We start from the raw sequence: 24,371 nt of genomic DNA on the forward strand, positions 1-24,371 counted from the left end.
ACTAAAGGGTCCCATAGAGCCCTGCTACATGCTCACATATGGAGTGGAAGGTGCACCACCTGCAGAAATCGTTCTTCCTTGCAGGGAATTCCTCCCTCCTCACCCTACCGGCAACCTCAATGAGAACCGCTTCAACATCATCCAGTGGTTCTATCTCATGCCACTCTGAATCCTCAAAGGTGTAGGCAAGGAAGCCATCAAAGTCCTCTTCAAGGGCGTGCCTGTAGAGTCCAAGCTGAAGAGAGATATCAGTCGCCTCTATACCTTCCCCTGTCATTGCCTTGAAGTCAACGAGTTCCAGTCCGCCATTGGGGTTTTCTATGATGAGGTCTGTCTGACCTGTCAGCATGAAGCCATCCCTCATTATACTGAAGGGTTTCTCTGCAGAGATTATTCTGGCTGCACGGGACCTTATATCCTCAATGTAGCGTTTCAGTTTTGATTTGAAGGCATCAAACGCCTCCCTGCTTAAATTCAGATCCCTGAGGGTTTCTGATGCCAGCTCATGTATGTAGCCATCGGTTATGACCTCACCCCTCATGAGGCGCCTGTTTATCCTCCTGAGGCACTCATGGACCGCCATACCATAGATCTGGTTCATGGTTGACGGGACATCGAAGCCGTACTCATAGAGCATCATGTACCTGAATGGGCACGTGAGGTAGGTGTTGAGTTCTGTGAAGCTCATCCTGAAGGTCTCCATGGATTCAATATCCCCCACCTCACAGGTGTTCTTTATGACCTCTATCCTGGCATATTCAGGGTCTATCCTCCCCAGCTTATCGCTTGTTATCCTTGAAGCCGAGAGAAGGTCCTCTATGAATGGTGAATACCCCAGTCTTCCCCTGTGGTTCTCTGTCGCAGAGATTATGAGCATGTCCTGGGCCCTTGTCATTCCCACATAGAATAGCCGTCTCTCCTCAAGTACATCACCTCTTCCAGTACTCTTTCTGAGTTCATCAGGGATGCTGAGGTCCTCCTGTTCATCTCTATTCTTCCTTGGTAGTTTTCCATTGAAGACAGAACAGATTATGACAACGGGAAACTCAAGGCCCTTTGCCCTGTGCATGGTCATGACATTGACCGAGTATGGGTTGTCAAGGAGGATCTGGTCGTACTTCTTAACGCTTCCATTCATCGCCATCCTCACAAACTCCATGAGCCCCTCCACGGTGGGCTCTGAGGATACCCGCTCATAGTCCTTGATTATTGAACTGAACCTTGCAAGGTTGTAGAGTTTCTCCCTTGACTCATCATCACCCCTCTCAAGGAGCCTGTGGGGGTACCTGCTGATCTCAAGGATCTCATAATACCTCTCAAGGACGCCGAGTTCACTGTCTATGAGTCTGTTGAGGGCTACGAGTTTTTCGATGTCATCATGATCTGTGAATCCAGCCTCCCTGAATTCTTCGTGGGTTCTGAGTGACCTGAAGTCCTCATCACCCATATTTTTGATTATCTCAATGCTTTCACCGGTGAGGTCCATGAATTCACTCTCAAAGTGTTCGGTGTTTTCATTGCTCAGTCTAACTATCCTCCGCCTTATACTCCTTGTGTGGTGGAGGAGCTGTATGATGTAGAGTATCTCCTCCCTGTCAAAGAATCCGCCCTCACCGTAGACGTTGAAGGGTATGTCCTCCCTTCTGAGTTCATTCATTATCTCGACTGCATCGTGTTTAACACTCCTGAAGAGGAGCGTCACGTACCCCTGGTGGGGGATCACATCGTGGTCCACGAGGGCCCTTATTATGCTGACTATGTTGCGTGGCTCATCCTGATGGGTGGGGTTGTCGAGGATGAAGACCCTGTTTTTTGAGTTCCTCACCGGCCTTATGGTCTTGGGGTAGTCCCTGTACCCCTCCATGAACCTCTGGGTGATGTCCACTATGCTGGGTACTGAGCGGAAGTTCCTTTCCAGCATCACAACCTCGGCACCGTACTTGTCCTCGAAGCCAAGGAAGTTCTCTGGCGTGGACCCCCTGAAGCCGTAGATGCTCTGGTCCTCATCCCCAACTGCGAATATGTTTTTTTCATCACCTGCAAGGAGCTCCAGGAACCTCTCCTGTATGGGGTTGGTGTCCTGGTACTCGTCAACCATGAGGAACCTGTACCTTGCCCTGAGGTCCTCGAGGACCCTCTCATCACTTTCAAGAAGTTTTACGACCTGCCACTGCATCCCTGAGAAGTCCAGGACCCTCTTTTCCTCCATGAGTTTGAGGTATTTACCATATGCCTTTGCAGCGACGATTTCGATTCTTTTTGAACCATGGGAGCGGTGGTATTCCAGCAGGGCCTCGGGTTCAATCATGTTCTCCTGGCATTCGCTGAAGAAGGCCTGGAGTTTGACGAAGCGTTCCCTGGGTGTGTGTGCCAATCCAAGTTCTTCCCTGTGGTCGTAGATGAACATGAGCTGTTTCTCCTCATCCAGGACATGGAAGTGGGAACCCAGGGGGTGGTGGTCAGGGTACGTGCGGAGTATGCGGTTGCAGAATGAGTGTATGGTGGATATCTGCATCTCCTCTGCCCTTGAACCCACACGCCCCAGTATCCTCTCCTTCAGCTCATCGGCAGCCTTCTTTGTGAAGGTTATCACCACGAGGCTCCCTGGATCAACCCCCCTTTCCTCTATGAGCTGGGCCACCCTCTCAACTATGATCCTGGTCTTCCCGGCCCCTGGCCCTGCAACAACCAGCATGGGGCCGGTGAAGTGTTCCACAGCCCTGCGCTGTTCATCTGTGAGTTGAATCTCCCCTCCCATTCACTGCACCACCTGGATGTTATTTCTATGGTATCCCTTTACTTTTATAGTTTTTCTGTTGAATAATGACGTATTACAAATTTACTTTAATTAATTAAAAAAATTAGGTGTTTAATTTTCAGGAAAAATCTAATCATAAAGAGATGTGAAAAATGCGTGTTAGAAAACACATTGCAGTGATGCTATTTCTGGTGCCGTTATGCACTAAGAGCACCTTTATCAGCGACTAACAGTACATATTGTGAAAACAGAGGCATAATCCAGTTTTAAAGATGTTAAAGATTACTTTAAGTCATATAATCTCGCAGCATCAAGTAAAAGCAAATCATGGTCCACAGAAACCTGCTCTACCCCATATATTGTATGGTTTAAATCCTGGCACTCCTCAAAGCAGTTAACCTGGGGTTGCCAGCAGCTGTGGTGTGGCATCCCCATTTTATTTTTTAGAATATCAGGAAAATTTAGCTATGCTTTTTAATCTCATGGTTTAATAAATAAACTCTTTTCATCACCTTCACCGCAACCTTTATATTCAATAAAATACATATACAGTGCTACATATATGATTGTTTTATTCAGGATATTTATGTATAGGGAGGTTCAGTGACCTCCCTCTCTCTTCTAGAGGTGGTATGTTGGACATATTTGAAGGCATAAAATATAATGAGGCTGCAGAGAGAATCCTGAAATCTGGATACACCGGCCTTGAGGGGTGGGAGGAATTCCTGAAATACCATCCCTCCCTCCTGAACACCCCTCTGGGGCGTAAAACCGCCGAGGATATCAGAATAAAATACTTCACCGACTGGACGTCCCACATACGGTTACGGGACATTATCCTCTTTGAGGCCTTCCAGGAGACCCGTGAAGACCCGGGAAAACACGATACAGAGGAGCTGAAGATGGAAATGAAATCCAGGTACCCCCACTTCTTTGACCTAACCGATAAACCCTTTGAGGTTAGGAAGGTTGTGGAGGCCACGCTGAACGACCTCGAAGACCCCCAGAGCGGCTGGATGAAGACCTCCCTGAAGAAACTGCTGGAGTCAAGCCTGGGGGTTACAGGCAACCTGAGGTCAAGTCCATCGGCGGTATCCCACGGTATTCTATCCCTCATATCCGGTTACCTTGAGGGGGCAGAGGATAAGAGGGGGTTCATCCTGGGACTCTTCAACTGGGAGTACGATATCTTCACACCCGCGGTGATAATGGATGATGAGAGGGACGTGGATGCCCTTGAATACCAGGAGACCCTGAGCTCATTCATATCAAACGCCAGGAAATGCCTTAAACTTTCAAGATCCCTTGTTAAAATCCTTGATACCGCCTCACCACAGTTTCAGGTGCTTGCAGAGCTCTTCAGGGTTGCCATGTGCCTAACACCTGAATCAACACTGGCATGGCTTCAGCGGGTCTGTGAAACATACGATGTGTCTGTTGAGGACCTGAGGGCCGCCCTCATGGATAACAGCTGATATACCCTCTGAATACCTTTAATTTTTTATTAAATGCCTACAGGCTCTCAGAGAAGGAAACCCGAATCACAGCGCACCCCTGTGAACACTTCAAATCTTTCAGAATATCAGATTTTAAATTAAATTCTTTCATTAAACAACTATTTCACTCATATTTGAATAAAATATTTTCAATTATTCAGTAAAAATATTTATATTCAATAATTTACATATACATTACTAGAGTCAGAGTGAATTATCTGGCTGTTAACATTAAGAGGTGATGTTTTGAATGAGATAGTTAAGAGCTGGCTGGGAAGCCTGGAGTTCCTCAAACCCCAGGTTTCAGGGCAGATGGAGGTAATCCCTGTTAGGGCACCTGAAGGGAGCCAGAACTACCTTACACTGAGAGAGGCGATGGGCAATAGCCTCATAAGTATAGGTGAGGTTGACGAATATGGCTCAGTACCCAGGGTACTTGCAGTTAACCGGGCTGCTGAACCCGTACTCATAATTGACGGGGAGGAACTGGAGGGTGCCAAGCAGAACCGGGTGGCCAACGTTACCGTTCTGGTTCCTGAGAAGTCAGAAACCATTATACCTGTAAGCTGCGTGGAGCAGGGCAGATGGTCCTACGCCTCAAAGGAGTTCAGGGACCCTGAAAGGGTCGCTGCACTCAACGTAAGGGTTACCAAGACAAGGACCGTGACAGAGAACCTTGAGAACATTGGCAGAAGAGCTGAAATAGATGATACACCTGAGGATGAGCAGGTAATACGTGACACCTTTGGGAATAACCGGGAGGTCAACATCAGAAACCAGGAAGAGTTACTGACGGCGTACTGCTCACGCCAGAGCAGCGTATGGGATGAGGTTAACAGGCTTCACAGAAGGACCGGCTCAACCTCAAAAACAGGTGCAATGGCAGATGCCTACAGAAAGAAGAGAAAGACACTGGAGGAATTCAAAAAACCATTCAAACCAGTGAAGGGGCAGAACGGAGTGCTTGTTGCAATTAACGGTAGAATTGCAGGATTTGAACTTGTATCAAGAAGTTCATCCTACAGGAAACTCCATGATAAGATCATAAAGAGTTATGCAATTGAGGCCATGCTCCATGATGAGGTAAAATACGACCCTGTGGACCCTGAAGGCTTCATTGAGAGGATTATGAGCGCAGAGGAACACCGTTACCCCTCCCCAGGCTACGGGATAGACCACAGGTACACTGCCGAGGGTCTTGTGGGCTCAGCCCTGACACATGCAGGTGAGGTCATACACTCGGTGTTCTTCAACCTCCAGGAGGAGAGCAGGAGTATTAGAGGCTACAGGGAGAGGGCTGAGACCATGAGGAGGAACAACCACTACATTTAACTCCAATCACCCTCTTTTATTATCAGTGAATAGTAAAAAATCTCCGACGAATAACCTGAAAAACCCCATCAACTTCTTTATTATCAGCAAAAGCATTTAATCGGACCATATGAATAACCATATTTAAAATTTGTTTTAAAATAATTAAAGTTAATTTTAAATATCGCCTCCCTTAAAGTAAACCTGAATAAAATTAAAGGGAGGTGAAAATATTAAAAGATTCATCACAGTAATGGCGGTGATACTCGCAGTTGCACTGACTGGCACAGCCAGCGCAGCGGAGGTTTCAGGACACATAAAGGAGATCTACAATGAAACATCAGGAGGATACACCACACTCCAGGACGCGCTGCCAGTGAAGAATGCCACCATCACCGTGATATACAATGGTTCGGTTATCAATGAAACACGAACAGCAGCAGACGGATCCTACAGGGTCACATTCAGTGACACATTCCCTGTTGAGGTGAGGATAAGCTACCACACCTACCGTCCGGTGACATACACCGTAACCGCGAGCAGAACACTGAACCACACATTCATGCCGGATATAGCCATCATAAGCTCGGTCCCTGAGAAGGGACGCATACTGGAGTCAATGGGTAACAGGAGGATAATCTACCATGACATGTGGGATCCCTCCTCAGCGGCCAGTGACTGGATCATGGAGTACGTGAACTTCGCCTACCTGGACATGGCAATGCCCGGGACAGGCTGGGGCGACTCCTGGTATCCATACCTCCTGAGGAGTCCCGCGAACCAGAGGAACATGATAGCAGCTGCCTTCGGTTACCCCACAGACACAGACACTGACCCCTACGGTGGAACAGGCCTGAACCTCCTTGGTGGAACACCCGGAAATGACACGCCCGATACAGTGGAGAACACCTACATTGCAAGTTACTACGCCCTTGCATCAGGAGGGGCAGCCAGGGAGAACCTGGAGAACATGATAAAATACATCCAGTATCTCCTCGGTGAGACCACCTTCAACCCGGTTGAGAACAATCAGGGGCCGGTCATGGCAGCCCCTGACTGGGGACTCTACCACCCTGACCTTGGAGTCATGAGTGTGGTTGCAGAAAGATCCAGAATAAAGGCCTGGATAGAGGGCAACCCTGGTCTCATACCACCATATGACAGCCTCAGATGGATAGACCAGAACTTCTCAGCATGGGCGGAAGACCAGAGGGCAGATATCTACAGACAGTTCGAGAACTGGTACACAGCAAACAAAAACATGACAGGACCATTCATCGTCGTTGTAAGCTACAATCCATCACCAACCGTGGACGCGATAATACGCCAGGCAGAGAAAGAGGGAAGGGCCATATTCAACCTATACCAGGGCGCCACAAACCCTGCTGTGAGTTCACTCCTTGAGGAACTCGCCCTTGGTGTTAACGGTAAGGGACCCCTCACAAGGAGGATAGACGCGGTGATATCCCTCTACTCCTGGTCACTCAACTACGCCAACCTGCCATCAGGTGGGGCGGTTGCAGAGTTTGAGAGGATAAACATCCCTGTGATCAAGGGGGTGCAGCTATACAGCAACTCAAGCCTCACAAACCCGCTGGGTGCCCAGTACGAATGGACATGGCAGGTCACGATACCCGGGTTCGAGGGTGTCTTCTCACCCATCGTTGTATCCTACACCGACGCATCATGGAACGAAGTTGTGGTACAGCCCGGCGTTGAGAAGATCGTCAAACTGGCCGATGCCTGGGCAAGGCTCAGGGAACTCAGTAATGCAGATAAGAAAATCGCGGTGATACTCTACAGCTACCCGCCGGGTAAGGATGGGTTTACGGCATCATACCTGGACGTCTTCAGGAGCCTCCACGACCTCCTGGTGAAGCTCAACGAGACAGGGTACCGGGTTGAAAGGATACCCGACGTGGAGGAGCTCTACAGGATAGTCTCAGAGTTTGGTAACAAGGGGACCTGGGCCCAGCCACTCCTTGAAAGGTACGTGAGTGAGCACAGGGCAGAACTGCAGGCCAGCGGACAGCTCCTTGATGTGCAGAAATACCTGGAATGGTTCAGCAAACTCCCTGAAAAACTCAGGTCAGAGGTCATATCAAAATGGGGGACCGCACCAGGCAACATAATGACGGTGAACGGCAGCATCGTGATACCGGGTATAATGCTGGGGAACATCTTCGTGACGGTCCAGCCGGCACGTGGATGGGACGAGGTCACAGACTACCACAACCCCTACCTGCCACCACACCACCAGTACATAGCCTTCTACAGGTGGCTGGAGAACGTCTTCATGGCAAACGCAATGATACACCTTGGAACCCACGGGACACTGGAGTTCCTCCCTGGAAGGATGATAGGGCTCATGGAGGATGACTGGCCATTCCAGCTCACAGGGATACCCAACATCTACCCCTACATAGTCTCAAATCCAGGGGAGGGTATGGTTGCAAAGGACCGGAGCGGGGCACTCATAATCGACCACATGACCCCTGCAATGGTTGAGAGCGGACTGTACGGTAAACTCATTGAGATACATGACCTCATCCACCAGTACGAGAACGCCCTAAAGGTTGGTAACAGCCAGATACTCCCAGCCCTTGAGTCCCAGATCAGATCCAGAGCCTCAGAGATGGGCTTCAACATGTCAGGAAACTTCACAGATGCCCTGGAGAGGCTTCACCTCAGTCTCCATGAGATAGAATCAGACATAATCCCCCTGGGACTTCACAGTCTCGGAAGGGTGCTTGAGGGTGAGGAGCTGGTTGAGGAGGTTCTCACCATAGCATCATCAAGGTCAGAGTTCCTGGAGAACATCAGGAAAACCATTTACCCATCAAAGCCAGCCTACACTGAAATGCTTAAGGACCCCCTGAGATACAGCGACGAGATAGCCTCGGTTAAGAACCTTGCACGGACATGGATCAGGAACATCATAAACGGCACTGCCCCTGCAGGTATAAACGGCACCGACCTTGAATTCATCAATGAGACAATCAGAAAGATACGTGGAAACACCGAATGGCAGAGCCTGCTTTCAGCCCTTGGAGGGGGCTTTGTGAGGCCAGGCCTTGCAGGTGACCCTGCATGGTGTGATGTGCTTCCAACAGGCGCCAACTTCTACGCCACCAACCCCAAGAAGATGCCAACAAAGGCCGCCTGGGAGACCGCAAAGAGAATCACAGACACCCTCCTTGCAGAGTACTACATGAAGCACGGAAAATTCCCTGAACTCGTCGGAATGGTGATGTGGGGTACAGAGCTTCTGAGGACCGATGGTGTTGCCATTGCAGAGTTCATGTACCTCCTTGGGGTTAAGCCACAGTGGAACACCAACGGTGACGTCAAACCGGAACCTGTCCTCATGGACGCATCAGAACTCAAGATCACAGTGAACGGCGTTGAGATACCAAGGCCACGCATCGACGTATTTGTAACTGCTGTCACAGGTAACCAGCTCTGGATAGACCTCATGAACGCAGCTGTTAAGATGGCTGCAGAGGCAAATGACACCGAAAACTATGTTAAGAGGCACTACAGTGAATGCGGCTCACTGGACCGTGTATTCGGACTCAGGGGCCTTGTACTTGAGGGTACAGGGGTATCAGATATGACACCGGCAACCTCAAGGTGGAATACCAGCGCTGAACTTGCAGATGTCTACCTCTCAAGGGTCTCCTATGCCTGGAGGTCAACCCCTGGGGGAGTGGATATACAGCAGAACAGGGGCACCTTCCAGTATCTCCTGGGTAAGGTGAACCTCGTGACACAGAACCTGGACAGCACCTGGAGGCTCATTGACACAGACGACTACTATGACTGGTTCGGTGGAATGGTCCTTGCATCACGCCACCTCGGCGGCAACCCTGACACTGCACTGGTGGATATACGGAACAGGAACACAGTCACAGTTAGGACCGTTGCAGAGGAGATTGAACTTGAGGTGAGATCCCAGCTACTCAACCCGCGCTACATGGACTCACTCCTCAGCTCACCAAGCGGCTGGCTGGAATACGCCTCAAGGTACAAGAATGTGTTCGGTGTGGCCGTCACAACGGGTGCTGTGAGCAATGAACTGTGGAACCAGCTTGCAGTGAACCTCCTGAGTGACAGATTCAGGGCATCAAGGGACTATGAGGCCGTTGCAACCCAGTCAATGATTGCCTGGGTACTTGAGGCTGCAAGGCGGAACATCTGGAATGCAGATAAGGCTGTCCTGCGGAACCTTGCAAACCGCTACATTGAACTTGCCGGGCAGTATGGTGTGGTGTGCTGCCATCATACCTGTGCAAACATAGTCTTCAATAACTGGGTTGTTAAGGTCTCCTCAGTCAACCAGGCGTCCCTCAAAAGGTTTGCCGCAGCCCTTGCAGCTGCAACAGGCGCATCAGTCAATGTACCACAGGAAGGAGGTTCAGAGAATCCCGATCATTCAGGTTCAGATAGCAACGGTGAGAGCGCAGGGATGACAGGGCAGAGACCCTCAGGTTCATCAGGTGAATCATACAGTGGATCATCCGGTTCAGCGGCTGAAAGTCAGAGTTCAGCTACCCCTGGTGAAACAGAAAAGGGTGCTGAATCAGGTAAAGCCTATGAGGTTTCAGCATCAACCCAGAGCGGATCATCAGAAACCCAGGTGCCACTTTACGCACTTCTCGGTGTTGTGGCCCTTGTGTTCCTGGTGGGATTCGGTTACTGGAGGGGCAGATAACCCTATTTTATTTTTTTTATTGAATGAAAACTAGATACACCCCGTCTGATTCTCAAGTTCAACAATGACCCTTCTGAGGAGCTCTGAGTCGAGATTCCATTTATCCCCATGAAGCTCAATGAGGCCCCGAAGTTCAAGTTCCTCAAGTTCGCTGCTCCCTGCAGGTATTTCATCCCCTCCAAGGGGGCCCTCCTTTAAAAGACTCAATATATTCTTTTCCCTCAGGGTTAGGCTGTTAAGTTCAGCGATCCATGGGAAGGCTATCTGCTGAAACTTTGCCTTGAAGTTCTCCTCAAGGAGCACGGGGCCGTATATGATTCCATCTGATAGTACATTCAGGAAGCTGTCAATGAATAGAGGCATACCATCTGTGACCTCATGGATATATTCTATTCCAGCCCTGACAGCCCTGAAACCCGGTGCCTTGAGGCTGATGTACCTCTCTGTGTCTCTTTCTGTGAGGGGTGGCACCTCAACAACAGCCGCCCCTGGGAGTTCCTCCTGAATATCCCTGATAAGTCCCTCGCTGTACCTCACTGCCACAGCACACCGCATGCAGTGCAGCTGCGACATCTTCCATGCATCAATTATGGATGACTTCTCAGGGGGCATGCTGTCAAGGAGCACATTCCACTCCACGGTTCTTGCAAGAACAGTTATCCTCCTGAAGTCAGGTATGCCCTCATGGGTCCTTCTGATATCGGTGCACCTCATATCAATGAAGGTTGTTCTTGTGGAGTTTTCCTCCTGGATTCTCCTGAGAATAGCGGTTTTTCCTGAGCCCATCTTACCCGTCACAACCACAAAGCCGGGGTCATTGAGGGCTTCATTAATCCTTCTTATCTCCTTTTCTCTTCCAAAAAAATCGTTTGTCCTGTTTAAAGAGATTATGGGCATTGAGGACACTTTAATTCCTTATAGGTTAAGATGTGTCCATGAAAATGATTTAAAGCACTGCAAGTTCGCCTGCAGAGGTTATTTCAAGTTTTTCACGGTCTATGAACCCCATGTCACGGAGTTCCCTTATGTGGTTGTATGTCATCCCCCTGCTTATACCTATCTTGACTGCAAGGTTCTTAACCGATGTTTCACCGGCCTTGAGTTCCTCAAGGACCTGTTTCTTGGTCTTGGAGATCCCGAAGCTCAGTATTGGGAGGTCTATGAGTTCACTGTCCTCCTCGGTCACGTACACTATGCGCTGGACATCATGGTTCCTGGCATAGCAGCCAAAGAGTGCACCGAGTGCCTGGGTCTTCCTGCCACCGCTTATGTTAACCACAACACGCCTTCCGTTGGCCCTTTCCTCATCTATGATCTCAACCATGTCCTTTGCAATGGTGACAACATCATAAAGGCTTGTCTCAAATGTCGTTATCTCAACGAAGTTGCCCAGGGTGTCTCTGAGGACCTGTTCGACCTGTTCCTTCTCCCTTGGCGCCTTATCCTCCTTGAGCAGTACAACCTTCTTTGGTGAGAACTGTGTTATGCAGAACATCACCGGCTCAATGGAGTATATTGTGGATATCAGCGTTGTATCCATTATTATCACGTCCCTTAAGTTTTCCTATCCCAAAGATTTGTTCAGGGAAAACAATTCATTACATATGGTGTTATCTTATTCTGATTATTCTATATATATTTTCCTCTATACAGATTGACATTCAGAAATGACTCCTTTTTTATTCTGAATCCTGGATATCTTGTAAGGTGTCAGTTAAAAGAGGGATATCCCACCTTACATTACACCGAATTTGCTCATACCATTCAGATGATGGGTGCTTTATGATGATTGCGCCATCATATGTCATGAGGTATAATGAAGTTAATGGGTGAATGCAGAAAATTCATGATGAAAAATTGTACCACAATTCTTAAAAAATTTATTAATGTAAATGAAAACATTAACATTTAAATATAATGAGGTACTGATTAATTAATTGTCCTGATTGACATTTTAGAGATGGTGTTGTCCATATGAAACTGAAGTATCTGTGCCACAGAAAACCAGAGAGAACATTTTCAGTAAGAGGTCACTATTTTCCTGTATGTTCAAGGTGTACGGGCATATATATGGGTGCATTTGCATACTTCCTATACGCATACCTCACAGTGATTGAATATGACATCACACTGATAATAGTGGCGTTACTTATGATGGTGCCAACATTTCTAGACGGATTCACACAGCTGCTTGGTTACAGGGAAAGCAACAATCTTCTGCGATTTTCAACAGGTCTTGCAGCCGGTGTGGGAATGGGTATACTCACAAAGGCACTGAAGTACTTCATACTCCATCTCTGAACAATTATGGATCAAAAAAGAGGTTGATAAAATGAGCTGGTGGGATGAACAGAGTTCAGCAACCAGGGCAGGTGTTATCATCGGGGCACTGTGTCTTGGTTTTATACTTGTTGTTGCAATAGGTGGGATGATGTCGCCAGATAACACCGCTACTGAAGCGCCCAGTGCAGAAAAATCAAACACACAGGCCCAATCTGAAATCAGGGTTGAGGATATTGAAGTCGTCTCAGAGGGCTATGGAAGTTACTCTGTGAAGGGAAAGATCACGCCACTCAAGGACTTCTCCTACCTTGAGATGCATCTTAAGTGGTATGACTCAGAGGGAAACCTGCTTTACGACAATCCACTCGCATGGAACATCAATGATGCGAAAGCAGGTCAGCCAGTTAAATTCAGCACCATGGACATCATTGACTCAGGAACCCCCGTGAAGGTTGAACTGCTGGTATTCACTGATCTGGCGACTGACGATGACTCGGCCATATACAGAACAACCCTGAATGTCTGATGGAGGTGAATTGTAATGAGTGATGCTGTAGAAACATCAAGGACACTTGAACTTGTCCTTGGGATAATTGGGGCGATCTTCGGTTTGCTTGGAGGTCTTTTTGCCATCGTACTTTCGGTTTTCGGCTCTGAACTCCTCTATCTGGGTATCAGTGCAATACTGGCCTCCATTGTGGGGATCATAGGATCAGTATATGTGAGGAACAACCCCAGAAGGGGCGGTGTGATCCTAATAGTCAGTGCTATCTGGCTTCTTATAAGCATATCTGCCTATGCAATCCCTGGAACAGTTTTCCTTGGTATCGCAGGTATTCTCGGGCTGATAAGATAGCCCCCATTTTATTTTTTTAACTGGAGGTGTGCATTTGAAAAGGTGCTCAAACTGTGGATCAGAAAACAGGAGAAATGCTGTCTTCTGTTCCAGCTGCGGGTTTAAACTTAACTCAGGGGGGAGTAACAGCTGGTGGAAAAAGCAGAGCCAGACATCAAAGGTCCTAATAGCGATTACAATCCCATTTATCCTGATTATTGCCATTGCGATTACAGCAACCGTATTTAGCGATTACGGTACTGAATCCGATTATGATAGTGTCGATGCAACTGGAGGGTCAGCGTTAACAGAATCATACCTAAATAAGTTCAAGGGCAATGGAATCTCATTCAGTTACCCCAAGACATGGACTATCTACACACCAGAAGATAAGAGTTCAGATGCCGTCGTTGATCTCAAATCTTATGATATGGGTATAAACTCCATCATGACCGTCTATAAAAAACCCTACACCCTTGATGCTGAAGCACTAAGGGACATCTGGCTTGAGGTATGTTATGAAAAAGGGGACACCGTGGAATATGTGAAGGAAATCAAGGTTGATGGCAACCGGGCATATGCCATAAAATCATTTTATTATTCAAATGGATGCGGAGAGCATGAGTACATTGTATTCACAGACGGCACATATGAATACTCCTTGCTTTTCACATCTGATGACATCTCACTTATACAGGATGATATAGACACAATTATAAGGAGTTTCAGGGTTGAGTGATATGGATTCCGACAGGATGATTCCGGTTATTGCAGCGGTTATGGTGGCTCTTCTGTTGACAGCCGGTGCACTGCAGCTACTCAGGGGTAGCAGTGTTCCAGAAGATAAAGATGAAGCGGCAACAGTTGAAAAAACCTCAGATGGATACCAGCTGAACCTTCAGGCTGTCCTTGAACTTGCAGAGATGGACTCAGGTAACGGTACAGTAGAATACAGGGGATTCAACTTCACAGGCCCCCAGTTACTATACATCTTTGCAAGGGGGGTTGTGATGCTGGAACTCAATGAGACAGGAAAGATCCATGTGGGTGAATACAGTGGCCCTGAGGACCCCTATGGATTCATGGATACCGTTACCCTTACAAGGAGCGAATACACCGATATGGCGGAGCGCACATACACATGGATGGACGCCAATGGCAGAAGCCCCAACCATGTTGGTATCTATGTTGAGGGATCCCCCGACATAACCCCATCCCTTGCAAGGAAGATCTTCAGACAGGTTCTGGTTGAATACAGGAGGACAGGGACTCTACCTGAAGTGGTGAGTGCCTAATACCCTTTTCTTTTTATAGAAAACTAATAACCATTGTTGAATAAACAAACTTTTATCCTCAAACTATCAAATGGGAAAATAGTGTACTAATGGAAGTTCAGTATGCAGAGAAAATTGATCCTATCACTCATAATCACAGGAGCCCTAATCACGGTTTACCTGCTGAACCCCTCCCTCCACAGCACAGATAGGAACGAAGCTGTGGTTCTCGGCTCTGATAAGATGGGCACAGTTGAGAAACTTGGACCCTACGGGAACAGGGACTCAGAGGTGAAAATAGCCTACATAACAGGAGTCCACCCCCTTGAGAGGGACTCCCACAGGGCATTGCTGCAGGCCCTTGAGGAGAACCAGGATAAACTGAGGTACACGTACTTCGTATACCGGGTCAACGTTACATTTAAGCCGGAGGACTATGAAAAGGGGAGGATGGCAGGACAGCTCCTTGCACGAAGATACGTGGTTCCCGATGTATCCCGGGACAACTACAGCCTCGCAGTTGATGTGCACTCCAACAGGGGCAACTATGGTATGAGGAGGTTCGTTTTCACTCCACTCCCCCATGATCAAAGCAGGGTGATAGCCCTGAAACTTGCATCCAGGATCAGCTGGCTATCCTACTACTTCCCTGAGTCACAGACAAGCCCCGCCTATGTAACGGAACCCATAATTCAGGGGGGAACACCCGCCATACTGTATGAGAACTACATGTACCAGGACTACTCAAGAACCCTGGAACATGCCAGGGAGTTTGTAATAACCCTTGACTCCACTGACATCCCCTCATAAACCCTGAAAGAGACCATCCACAACCAGTGCCAGAGAAACCCTGAAAAAACGGGAGATCGGCATGAATGGATGACGAAACCGAGAAATTAATATACTCTTTTTTACATATATTACACTGTGGTTCTGATGATACACTACAGAATGGATCAGCCAGATAGGGTGAGGTGCAGTGTCTGCGGTGGACTTGCAGATGAGGTTGAGGAGACATACCCTGAATCAGGGAACTTCATCCTGGTGATCTACAGGTGCCGCGACTGTGGCCATCTCGAGAAACGCCAGTACGGTAAACCCGTGAAGATTATTGATTGAGGTGATCTTGTGGTTGATGTATGCGCTGCGAATGGATATGATGAGATATCAGAAAAACTGAAGACCCTGCTTGGACTTGAAAAGTCCCCGGTGGCTATAAAACTCGTTCTAAGGGAGGATGACCTTCCTGAGGGCGTTGAAAAAATAGAGAAACCTGCAAGGCACTGTGAAATGGTCCAGATGGCCGCTGCAGGAAAATCCTTCTATGCAACGGCAGAGGCCCAGGCATGCAAGGGTGGTGCAGATGCCCTTGGAATAGACGAGGCGCCAGAGAAGGTCAAAACAGGGGAGTTCTACTACAACCTTGGCCGCTTTGCAAGTTTTGCATCCGCCAAGAGGACCTTTGATGAGATACCATCCGTTGACCTCAGGTTCTACGCCGCAGTATACGCACCCCTCGAGGATGCAACCTTTGACCCTGACGTCATAGTCATCATCTGCAACCCTGCCCAGGCAATGAAGATCTCACAGGCCCTCGTCTACACCCTGGGTGGCCGCGTTGAGGCAGACTTCTCAGGTATACAGTCACTCTGTGCAGACGCAGTTGCAGGCCCCTACATGAGGAAGAAGGCAAACATAACCATGGGGTGCAGCGGTTCAAGGCAGTACGCCGGTGTAAGGGATGATGAACTCATCGTGGGGCTCAACGGTGAGAACATAGGGTGTGTTGTCAACGCTCTTGAGGCAATAAGCCAGTAGACACAACCTATAAAACCGTGGGGTGATGATTGTGGTTGAGACAAAGACCTTCAGGATCCTCGAGGATGTTGCTGACCTCGAGGAGAAGATAAAAAAGTATGAGAGTGAGGCAGACCAGGAACTTGTTATAAACTGGATCTATGACACCCTCGAGATCCTCAGGAGTGTGGGTAATCTCCTTGAGGAGATTGAGGATAGGCTGGATCTTCTTGAAGAGGAGACCGAGGAAAAAGAATTCTAGGCGCAGGGTCCCCCCTATTTTTTCTTTTAAAGAATAGTTCCAGACCCTGCTACACCTATTTCCTTTTAACTCCAAAATATTCCCTTATTCTGAGGTAATCACTGTAGTGGTTTATATTTACAAGTTCAATGGGGTCTGATGCCTCAACACCGTACAGCCTGATGCCATCATCCACCATCAAACGGAGCAGAGGATTTATATTTCCATCACCCATTGGAAGGTACCTTTTAAGGAGCTCTGAGCTCGCTGCAAGGGGCATCCCGAGGCCCTCGGCGCTATCAAGCCAGCCACTCATTCCCCTTGCAAGTACCGAAACCGTCTCAGAATCAGCGTGTTCACTGATCCTCCCCATGGTCTCAGGGGATACTGCAGGCTGGTCTCCGGCGATACAGAGTATGATTTCGCCGGAAGCAGATAGAACACCATTGAGAAGTGATGCCGAGAGTGGAACATCCGCAGGATCGTTCCTCACAATCTCAACATCCAGACCTGATATCGCAGCCTCCACCTCCTCTGCGTGGTGGCCTGTTACAATGATGCACTCATCCACACCAGCCCTGAGCACGGAATCCAGAGTTTTCTCTATTACAGTAACTGAGTTGAGGGGGAGCAGTAATTTGTGGACAGGCTCAAGGCCGAGTTCCTGCATGTCCCTGCACATACGGCTACCCCTCCCTGCCGCCGTAACAACAGCTGAGATCAACTCCACCACCTATGCCGGTTCAAGTCTGTAGATTCTGGCGTATATGGTTGTACCTGCACCTGAACCCGTCGTCCACATCTCAATGAGTACCGGGTACCTTCCCGTATTTCTGACCTTTATCCCGGTCGCCGGGTTGAATCCGAATAGAACCGCATGGAACTCCCAGGTCATTCCCCTGGGGAGTGGCATCCCTGCGTCAGTTACAACGGCCCTGAGGGCCCTTGCAGGTGGACATGAGCCGTGGGACGCGTATCCACCTGGGGCCTTGGGGTCCCTTGATGCAGTGAACCTGACGGTCTCCTTACCTGAACCCTCACTTCCCGGTGGAATCACAGTGCCATTCCATGCCGCCGCGAATGCCCTTGCATTGAAGGCCCTCTTGTTATCATCATACTGGGGATATGAGCCCAGGTAGCTCACTGCAGATGATACCAGGACCTTCCTGTAGCCCCCCGTGTACACCATGACAGGCGACCCTGAGGGGTAGTTCTCCATGTACTCAAGGACATCCTTGCCAAAGAGTTCCTCTATCCTCGCTGGTGAAACAGGGAGCCTGCCATCGCTGAAGTTGGAGAGCTGGTAGTCCAGAACTATCTCGTCACCATCATCAGCCCTTCTGAACCACCTCTTTATCCTGTTAACTGATTTGTACCTGTGGGGGACGGTGCTGTTGCTTATACTATCTGCAGGGACAAATCTAACCTTCCTTCCGTTCTCAATGATATCCATACCATTGCTTCTCTTGACCCCATAGGTGTAGGGTGTCTTGTAGGCCCAGAGGAAGACCGGTGGCTCCTGAACCACCAGTTTACCCCCTGAAACCCTCAGTACCCCAGGACCGTCCACAGTGGATCTTCCTGAGGGGTCCATCCCGGAGGTCATCTCGGATATCGGGACATGCACGGCCCCTGTGAGGACCGCTTGGAGGAGGTTCCCGGGGTCCATGTAGTTGAATTCATCAAGTATGTAGTCCGGGTGGAGTATGAGAGGGACGCTCCTCACCCGGGACTCATCGATGACATCCTGGCCCTTCAGTACCGTGCTTCCAGGCTCAAGGGCAGCTATCTCCACTGGATCTTGGGGTTCAACACTCCCCTCAATGTATGCACCTGATGCTGTTATGATGGCTGCCACAATAACCAGAAAAATGATGTGCTTACCTGATATAATCCTCTGCATATCTGAATCCCCCCTCACCGATTATGAGTACGGTGTCATCTGGTTCTGCAATTTCAAGGGCCTTACTGACGGCCTCCTCAACCTGTTCACGGCTCGCTCCAAGGGTCCCAGCACCAGCACGTTTTCTGCTGGATTCTATATGGACCACCCTCTTACTCAGGATACTGGAGGCTCTCCTTGCAGCATAGGAGGCCGGTATAACGGTGTCGGCATCCTTCAGGAGCGATGCGATTTCCAGGTCCCCATCGATTCCACTCTCAGATGCCACGGTGTTTACGACTATCAGCCTTCCATCGGTACCTTTAAGTTCCTGCATCACCGCCCTCACGCCGGCCGGGTTGTGGGCGTAGTCAAGTATGACCCGTGGTGAGTCCATCAGCTTCTGGAACCTTCCCCTCACACCACTGAATGACTCAATTCCCCTCACTATATCATCCATGTCCACGCCAAGTGACCATGCAGCGGCAGCGGCTGCCAGTGCATTGTAGACATTGAAGATCCCTGGTGTCCTGAGTTTCACATTCCTCATCTCGGAGCCTATCACCAGTTTGAATCCATCTGCAGATGCCTCCAGTGCCATAACCTCAGGCTGGGGTCTCCGGTAGCCGCAGACACACTGGTAGTCCCCCAGGTGCCCCATGGTCCTGCGAGTATATTTGAGGTTGTTGCCACATTTGGGGCATTCCCTCCCCTCTGGCATGACCGGGGCCGACTCCATACTCTGGATACCGTAGAGCACCGCTCTCTCCTCCCTCAGTCCCTCTGCGAATGATGCGACGATGGGGTCATCGGCGTTGAGTACTATGACCTCTGCTGTATCAATGATCTCCCTCTTGCATTCAATGTAATCAGAGAACCTCCTTCCACCTGAAAGGTGGTCCCTTGATATGTTGGTTATGACGCCCACTGAGACCCCTGAGAGAAGGGCTGATTGCCTTATCTCACCCCTCCGCCCGAATGTCCCTATCTCAACCACCGCCACGTCCCCAGGGAGTCTTGCCTGAAGGGCCGGTACCAGTTCGGTGTTGCCCTGTATGCTGAGGTGGTGCTCTGGCACAGTCTTTCCAGCAGCCCTAATTATGGATTTGAGAATACCGGTGGTCGTGGTCTTTCCATTGGTCCCTGTAACTCCAACCACCGGTTTCTCAACAGGACACATATTCAGGACGTCCTCAACACCTATCACATCAGCGTCAAGTCCACTGATAAGGTCAAGAACCCTTCTGTTATTCTCGAGGGCCGGTGTGATGGCTATGGTGCCAGCGCGCCTGAGGACATCCATGCTGTGACCCCCAAGGTCAAGTTCTATTCCCTCCTCCCTGAAGACATCCTCGAGGGGTGTGCTTTCCTTCAGATCCGAGACAATTACCCGGTAACCCCTGGCCCTGAGGTTCCTTGCCATGAGGCTCCCCACATTTCCGCAGCCTCCAAGAACAACTATGGAGTCCCTCATTGACTCTATGGCCCTCTCAATATCATCCCTCACATTATCATAGGCGTTGACAACCCCTGGGCCCAGGTGTAGTACAGTATCCCCCTTTTCTGCGATTTCAAGCGCCCTCCTTATGCTATCATATACACTCTCGGTCTTTATGGTTTTATCCCTGCCGGCACCCCCTTCAACCTCAGAGGCCGCTTCCATGTCAATCTTACCTGTTGTCTCATTCTTGCCGCTCACAATTAATACATCAGCTCTTTCACCCAGTATCTGGCCTATCCTGTATTTGTCCCTCACTGTGAGGGTGTCAGGGTTGTCCAGGCTTATTATCAGCCTTCCCTTGAATTCAATGCCCTCAAAGAGTTTCTCCATGCTCTCAGGGTTGTGGGCTGCGTCCATATAAACAGGCACACCATCAACCTGATCTATGAATTCGAATCTACCCTTTATACCCCTAAATTCCTCTAATGCATTTTTAATATCCCTAATGTCAAATCCGAGTACCAGTGCAACGGTTATGGCTGCAAGGGCGTTCTCCACATTGAAGAGACCCGGTACCCTGAGTTTTATCCTCTCTGTAAGGGGCCCGATATGGATCACACCATCATGTTCCCCACAGTTTAAAGATCCGCACATGCTGCAGAGGGCAGTCGGTATCTCTGAGACCTTCAGTGTGAACTCTGAGCCCTCAAGACCCATGAGGTCTATGTCTGTTGCGCTGACCTGTGGTTCTGCCGAGCCACTGAAGGTTCTGTCCATGAACTCAACTTTCCTTTCATTTCCCAGACCATAGACAACACTTTTAACCTCAAGGTCATCCAGGAGCCCTGCGATTACCGGGTCATCTCCACAGAGTACCAGAACACCCTCCGGGGCTATGAGGTTCTTTATTGAGAAGTTTCTCTCAATGTATTCGTCGTAGTCCCTGAACTCATCCATGTGGTCTGGTGTGAGGTTTGTCACAACACCAGCCACTATTTCAAGGCCATCAGCCATCCTTATGGTCCCATGTGGGAGTTCAAACACGGCCATGTCCCTGTTACTCACATCACCATTCACCACAAGTTCAACGAGTCCCTCAATGACCAGTGAGTCCTGGATCGATGAGAATGACACCGTCCTGTAGCGTGAGGAAAGTATGTGGTCTATCATGTTGGTGGTTGTTGTCTTTCCGTCTGTCCCTGCAACTCCCACCATGGGGATGCCTATGAGCTGGTTCAGGACCCTCCCGATATCTGATGTTGTTATGTGAATAAGATCCTTCTCCACACTCTCCAGCATCCCCCGTACCGGTGCATCAGAGGGGATGCTGGGTGATACGAAGACGGCGTCGGCCCAGAGCATGTCCTCAATCCTGTGACCCCCTAACCTGAACCTTACACCCTCCCTTTTCATTTCATCTATTCTCTTCCTGGCCTTGGGGGGCAGTTCATCCAGTTCCCTGAGGTCATTCACAAGCACACTGTTCCCAAGGTGTCTCAGCAATCTTGCGGCGGGTCTGCCAGCGTTTCCAGCTCCAAGCACAAGCACTTTCATGTTCCTGATCAATTTATGCACCCATAGATCTCTTTTAAGTTAAAAGTATTCATGGTCATGAAGTAATAGTTATTATCAATCCAGATTTTCCCGGATGCTAAAGAAATATGCTGTCCAGTTATTAATTATGGGTTATTCATATATACCACTTACGCAGGTGATGCTGTTCATTCACAGGAGGAGATCTCCTCGAGTTTTTCCTGGACCCTGATTATCCTGTCCTGACCGTTTCCACCCACGAAGATCCTCCTGTATTTCCTGGAAAACTCAAGGACCATACCGGGGATTTCATCAGGGTCATCAACCGTTATGACCTCTGATGGGATTTCAAGGCCCTCAAGGTATTCCATTACCATGTCAACCGTGTCCTCAAGGCCAGGGAATATCACAAGGACCTCCGGTGGTGACTCTGCAACCTCATCAAGGATACGGAGGCGCCACTCCTCTGACCTCCTGGGGGTCCCGATGAACATGACATCGAATTCTGATTCTGAGAGTACTGCCCTCAGGGCATGGGGGTTGTCGGTTTTACCTGCCACAACATATGCTCCGTTAATGATGAAGGACCTTATACGGCCCCTCACAGGCTCGAAACCGGCAAGCCCTTCCCTTATGATATACTCTGGAACCCCAAGATACCTGAGGGCCTCTGATGCGGCCCCTGCGTTCAGTCTGTTGAATCCACCCTCAACCCTCAGGGGCCCGGTGTACTCACTGTAGGTCCTGAGAAGCCGGGGAGCCTCCCTGAGTTCTCCATCTGACTCCGCGGGGCCGACTACAGCATCCCTTCCCTTCAGAAATTCTGCCACCATCCGCCTGTAGTTCTCCATTGACCCGTGGAAGTCCATGTGGTCCTCGCCAAGGTTTGTGAGGACCACGAGGTCAATATCAAAGCACTCTGATGCGAATTCCAGGGTCATATCGCAGACCTCCACCACCAGGTAGTCGAATTCCTCCTCAGATGCCCTTAAAAAGAGTTCTGTGTAACCCTCAAATCCGCCGCCAGCATTTCCGCCAAGAAGCACCCTTTCACCTGCACATTCAAGTACATGTGCCATCATTGTGGCTGTTGTGGTCTTTCCATTGGTCCCTGTGACCACAATGGTTTTGGGCTTCCTGTGGCCCTCAAGGACCCTGCAGAGGAGTTTATCCCTGAACCGCTCCATGAATTCAGTTTTTATCATTGATGGGCTGATTACAACCGCATCTGCAGCCCCTATCTTTTCCGTGTCATGAAAGCCAAGGTCAAGGTCAACTCCCTCAGGTTTTGCAGGGATTTCGCGCCGTATGTCACTTGCATATACGCTGTGACCCCTTCTCTTCAGTGACTCAACTGCCCTTAAACCCTCAGCTCCAAGTCCCAGCACCGCAACCCTCATTGCTTCACCGATATTAACTGTTAATCGTCTCCTGAATCCTCATCATCAGAAACCCCATATTCCTCCTTGAGCTGGGCTATTATATCCTCGTTCTTTGAAACCTCTGGTCTGAGAGGTTTTTCCTCTTCCTCCCTGGACCTCTTACGTTTACCTATAAATACAATCAGCAGGATGATCGCTACAACCGCAAGGATCACAGCCACCGCAGTTAATATAACCTCCAAGCTCACAGGCGGAGTTTCAGAAGCTGCCCCGGGTCCCATTACCACACCTCAGTTTTATATAAATAATCATACAATATATATCTTACATGATAATGAAGGATAGAGGTGGACAGGGGGTGCAGAGTACATACTTCTTTTTGCAGCCATCATAATAATCGCAGTTGCAGCCCTCTACATATACAGCTCCTACTTCAAAATCCCGGGAAACGAGACAGTTGAGGTGAAGCTCACAATAACAAACATCGGCCCATCAAAGAGTGTCTTTATCTATGAGGCCAATAACACCACCGGTGGTGGTAGCAGGCACATCGTATCGGGGGACCCTGGTAATCGCTTTTTCCTCCTCCAGCCAGGTTCAAGCATGACCTTTAACCTTGGCCGGATGAGTGCCGGAACCAGCTTCACGATTGAGGGTGGTGTCGGTGATCCAAGAAGAGGCGCGAGCGACCTCAAGGGTATAGGCCAGATGGGGAGGTGGACACTGAAGATAGGAAACCAGACCTACTCCTGGACCATCAGCGGCCCGTTTGACTACCGTAAGAACCCCACCGGAAGTGTCCTCATGTCATTCTCCATAGCAGGGGGCGGAGGATCACCCTTCAGGTTCACCGCAGACCAGGCCCAGGTGCGGGGTAACGTATCAAGGTAGGTGCCAGGGATGAAAAAATACAGGAAGGCCACCTTCGGTGCCGGATGCTTCTGGGGAGTTGAGGATGCATTCAGGAGAATCAGGGGTGTTGTATCCACCCGTGTGGGGTACATGGGGGGCCACATGAAAAACCCCACCTATGAGGATGTCTGCACCGGACTTACAGGGCATGCAGAGGTTGTTGAGGTCACCTTTGACCCTGCCCTTGTAAGCTACAGTGAGCTCCTCGATGTCTTCTGGAGCATCCATGACCCCACAAGCCTCAACAGGCAGGGGCCGGACGTGGGTGAGCAGTACCGTTCAGTGATATTCTACCATGACGATGAACAGAGGAGGCTGGCAGTGGAGTCAAGGAGGAAGCTTGAGGAGTCAGGGAGGTTCACTGGGAAGATCGTGACGGCCATTGAACCAGCAGGTACCTTCTATGAGGCCGAGGACTACCACCAGCAGTACCTCGAGAAGAACAGGACACAAAGATGTTATCTCAGGAGGCTACTCTGAGGGCACTGCCCTGAAATAGAAGGTGAGGTGAA

General features: G+C 49.4%; 22 protein-coding genes. 14 read left to right on the forward strand and 8 right to left on the reverse strand.

The window, feature by feature from the left end:
* Position 1 precedes the first annotated feature (1 nt).
* Positions 2-2,758, reverse strand: a complete 2,757-nt coding sequence (locus MTBMA_RS04410) for an ATP-dependent helicase (protein ID WP_013295720.1) — start codon at positions 2,756-2,758, stop codon at positions 2-4.
* Positions 2,759-3,393: 635 nt separating this feature from the next.
* Between MTBMA_RS04410 and MTBMA_RS04415 the strand changes: the two genes are divergently transcribed.
* From MTBMA_RS04415 to MTBMA_RS04425, 3 genes are all read left to right on the forward strand, one after another.
* Positions 3,394-4,233 (forward strand): hypothetical protein, encoded by an 840-nt coding sequence (locus tag MTBMA_RS04415; protein ID WP_013295721.1) that lies wholly within the window; start codon positions 3,394-3,396, stop codon positions 4,231-4,233.
* Between the two features lie 267 nt (positions 4,234-4,500).
* On the forward strand, positions 4,501-5,586 hold the full coding sequence (locus MTBMA_RS04420; RefSeq protein WP_013295722.1) for an ARPP-1 family domain-containing protein: 1,086 nt from the start codon (positions 4,501-4,503) through the stop codon (positions 5,584-5,586).
* Between the two features lie 232 nt (positions 5,587-5,818).
* The gene (locus MTBMA_RS04425; RefSeq protein WP_013295723.1) at positions 5,819-10,279 is read left to right on the forward strand and encodes a cobaltochelatase subunit CobN; all 4,461 of its coding nucleotides are present in this window, start codon (positions 5,819-5,821) and stop codon (positions 10,277-10,279) included.
* A 30-nt stretch (positions 10,280-10,309) separates the two neighbouring features.
* Here MTBMA_RS04425 and MTBMA_RS04430 read toward each other — a convergent pair whose 3' ends face one another.
* Positions 10,310-11,176, reverse strand: a complete 867-nt coding sequence (locus MTBMA_RS04430) for an ATP-binding protein (RefSeq protein WP_048901193.1) — start codon at positions 11,174-11,176, stop codon at positions 10,310-10,312.
* Positions 11,177-11,225: 49 nt separating this feature from the next.
* Positions 11,226-11,819, reverse strand: a complete 594-nt coding sequence (gene csa3 / locus MTBMA_RS04435) for a CRISPR-associated transcriptional regulator Csa3 (RefSeq protein WP_013295725.1) — start codon at positions 11,817-11,819, stop codon at positions 11,226-11,228.
* Between the two features lie 434 nt (positions 11,820-12,253).
* Between csa3 and MTBMA_RS04440 the strand changes: the two genes are divergently transcribed.
* The 9 genes from MTBMA_RS04440 to MTBMA_RS04480 all read left to right on the forward strand — a co-directional run bounded on the left by MTBMA_RS04440 (position 12,254) and on the right by MTBMA_RS04480 (position 16,730).
* On the forward strand, positions 12,254-12,580 hold the full coding sequence (locus MTBMA_RS04440; RefSeq protein WP_013295726.1) for a DUF2085 domain-containing protein: 327 nt from the start codon (positions 12,254-12,256) through the stop codon (positions 12,578-12,580).
* A gap of 31 nt (positions 12,581-12,611) precedes the next feature.
* Complete coding sequence (locus MTBMA_RS04445; protein WP_013295727.1) at positions 12,612-13,088, forward strand: hypothetical protein; 477 nt, start codon at positions 12,612-12,614, stop codon at positions 13,086-13,088.
* Between the two features lie 15 nt (positions 13,089-13,103).
* On the forward strand, positions 13,104-13,418 hold the full coding sequence (locus tag MTBMA_RS04450) for a DUF4064 domain-containing protein (RefSeq protein WP_013295728.1): 315 nt from the start codon (positions 13,104-13,106) through the stop codon (positions 13,416-13,418).
* Positions 13,419-13,452: 34 nt separating this feature from the next.
* On the forward strand, positions 13,453-14,136 hold the full coding sequence (locus MTBMA_RS04455) for a PsbP-related protein (protein ID WP_013295729.1): 684 nt from the start codon (positions 13,453-13,455) through the stop codon (positions 14,134-14,136).
* A gap of 1 nt (position 14,137) precedes the next feature.
* Positions 14,138-14,692, forward strand: coding sequence for a pseudomurein-binding repeat-containing protein (locus MTBMA_RS04460; RefSeq protein ID WP_013295730.1), 555 nt, complete (start codon positions 14,138-14,140; stop codon positions 14,690-14,692).
* Between the two features lie 102 nt (positions 14,693-14,794).
* Entirely contained in the window at positions 14,795-15,481 is a 687-nt protein-coding gene (locus MTBMA_RS04465; RefSeq protein ID WP_013295731.1) for a hypothetical protein, read from the forward strand.
* 126 nt (positions 15,482-15,607) lie between these two features.
* Complete coding sequence (locus MTBMA_RS04470) at positions 15,608-15,790, forward strand: hypothetical protein (RefSeq protein ID WP_013295732.1); 183 nt, start codon at positions 15,608-15,610, stop codon at positions 15,788-15,790.
* 9 nt (positions 15,791-15,799) lie between these two features.
* Positions 15,800-16,489, forward strand: a complete 690-nt coding sequence (locus MTBMA_RS04475; protein WP_013295733.1) for a DUF169 domain-containing protein — start codon at positions 15,800-15,802, stop codon at positions 16,487-16,489.
* A 25-nt stretch (positions 16,490-16,514) separates the two neighbouring features.
* Complete coding sequence (locus MTBMA_RS04480; RefSeq protein ID WP_238523337.1) at positions 16,515-16,730, forward strand: hypothetical protein; 216 nt, start codon at positions 16,515-16,517, stop codon at positions 16,728-16,730.
* A 55-nt stretch (positions 16,731-16,785) separates the two neighbouring features.
* On the opposite strand, the gene MTBMA_RS04485 is transcribed toward MTBMA_RS04480, so the two are convergent.
* The 5 genes from MTBMA_RS04485 to MTBMA_RS04505 form a co-directional block, all read right to left on the reverse strand.
* A complete protein-coding gene (locus tag MTBMA_RS04485) occupies positions 16,786-17,439 on the reverse strand; it encodes a nucleotidyltransferase family protein (protein ID WP_238523338.1) in 654 nt (217 codons plus the stop codon).
* A 3-nt stretch (positions 17,440-17,442) separates the two neighbouring features.
* Positions 17,443-18,612: a hypothetical protein gene (locus tag MTBMA_RS04490; protein ID WP_013295736.1), complete on the reverse strand. Its 1,170-nt coding sequence runs from the start codon at positions 18,610-18,612 to the stop codon at positions 17,443-17,445.
* Positions 18,590-21,598, reverse strand: a complete 3,009-nt coding sequence (locus tag MTBMA_RS04495) for a Mur ligase family protein (RefSeq protein WP_013295737.1) — start codon at positions 21,596-21,598, stop codon at positions 18,590-18,592. The genes MTBMA_RS04490 and MTBMA_RS04495 overlap by 23 nt, the downstream gene beginning before the upstream one ends.
* A 155-nt stretch (positions 21,599-21,753) precedes the next feature.
* Positions 21,754-22,965: a Mur ligase family protein gene (locus MTBMA_RS04500; protein ID WP_013295738.1), complete on the reverse strand. Its 1,212-nt coding sequence runs from the start codon at positions 22,963-22,965 to the stop codon at positions 21,754-21,756.
* A gap of 20 nt (positions 22,966-22,985) precedes the next feature.
* On the reverse strand, positions 22,986-23,228 hold the full coding sequence (locus MTBMA_RS04505) for a hypothetical protein (RefSeq protein WP_013295739.1): 243 nt from the start codon (positions 23,226-23,228) through the stop codon (positions 22,986-22,988).
* A 181-nt stretch (positions 23,229-23,409) separates the two neighbouring features.
* Here MTBMA_RS04505 and MTBMA_RS04510 point away from each other — a divergent pair, with 181 nt between their 5' ends.
* Both MTBMA_RS04510 and msrA read left to right on the forward strand, forming a co-directional pair.
* The gene (locus tag MTBMA_RS04510; RefSeq protein ID WP_013295740.1) at positions 23,410-23,838 is read left to right on the forward strand and encodes a hypothetical protein; all 429 of its coding nucleotides are present in this window, start codon (positions 23,410-23,412) and stop codon (positions 23,836-23,838) included.
* 9 nt (positions 23,839-23,847) lie between these two features.
* Positions 23,848-24,339 carry a peptide-methionine (S)-S-oxide reductase MsrA gene (gene msrA / locus MTBMA_RS04515; RefSeq protein ID WP_013295741.1) on the forward strand — a complete coding sequence of 164 codons (492 nt, stop codon included), beginning with the start codon at positions 23,848-23,850 and terminating at the stop codon, positions 24,337-24,339.
* Positions 24,340-24,371 lie beyond the last annotated feature (32 nt).

Source organism: Methanothermobacter marburgensis str. Marburg, from assembly GCF_000145295.1.
Lineage (GTDB): Archaea > Methanobacteriota > Methanobacteria > Methanobacteriales > Methanothermobacteraceae > Methanothermobacter > Methanothermobacter marburgensis.

Excerpts from the sequence above, each read along its gene's own strand:
- MTBMA_RS04410 (WP_013295720.1), bottom strand. The coding sequence starts at position 2,758 with ATGGGAGGGGAGATTCAACTCACAGATGAACAGCGCAGGGCTGTGGAA.
- MTBMA_RS04425 (WP_013295723.1), top strand. The coding sequence starts at position 5,819 with ATGGCGGTGATACTCGCAGTTGCACTGACTGGCACAGCCAGCGCAGCG.
- MTBMA_RS04430 (WP_048901193.1), bottom strand. The coding sequence starts at position 11,176 with ATGCCCATAATCTCTTTAAACAGGACAAACGATTTTTTTGGAAGAGAA.
- csa3 (WP_013295725.1), bottom strand. The coding sequence starts at position 11,819 with ATGGATACAACGCTGATATCCACAATATACTCCATTGAGCCGGTGATG.
- MTBMA_RS04440 (WP_013295726.1), top strand. The coding sequence starts at position 12,254 with ATGAAACTGAAGTATCTGTGCCACAGAAAACCAGAGAGAACATTTTCA.
- MTBMA_RS04445 (WP_013295727.1), top strand. The coding sequence starts at position 12,612 with ATGAGCTGGTGGGATGAACAGAGTTCAGCAACCAGGGCAGGTGTTATC.
- MTBMA_RS04450 (WP_013295728.1), top strand. The coding sequence starts at position 13,104 with ATGAGTGATGCTGTAGAAACATCAAGGACACTTGAACTTGTCCTTGGG.
- MTBMA_RS04460 (WP_013295730.1), top strand. The coding sequence starts at position 14,138 with ATGGATTCCGACAGGATGATTCCGGTTATTGCAGCGGTTATGGTGGCT.
- MTBMA_RS04465 (WP_013295731.1), top strand. The coding sequence starts at position 14,795 with ATGCAGAGAAAATTGATCCTATCACTCATAATCACAGGAGCCCTAATC.
- MTBMA_RS04470 (WP_013295732.1), top strand. The coding sequence starts at position 15,608 with ATGATACACTACAGAATGGATCAGCCAGATAGGGTGAGGTGCAGTGTC.
- MTBMA_RS04480 (WP_238523337.1), top strand. The coding sequence starts at position 16,515 with ATGATTGTGGTTGAGACAAAGACCTTCAGGATCCTCGAGGATGTTGCT.
- MTBMA_RS04490 (WP_013295736.1), bottom strand. The coding sequence starts at position 18,612 with ATGCAGAGGATTATATCAGGTAAGCACATCATTTTTCTGGTTATTGTG.
- MTBMA_RS04500 (WP_013295738.1), bottom strand. The coding sequence starts at position 22,965 with ATGAGGGTTGCGGTGCTGGGACTTGGAGCTGAGGGTTTAAGGGCAGTT.
- MTBMA_RS04505 (WP_013295739.1), bottom strand. The coding sequence starts at position 23,228 with ATGGGACCCGGGGCAGCTTCTGAAACTCCGCCTGTGAGCTTGGAGGTT.
- msrA (WP_013295741.1), top strand. The coding sequence starts at position 23,848 with ATGAAAAAATACAGGAAGGCCACCTTCGGTGCCGGATGCTTCTGGGGA.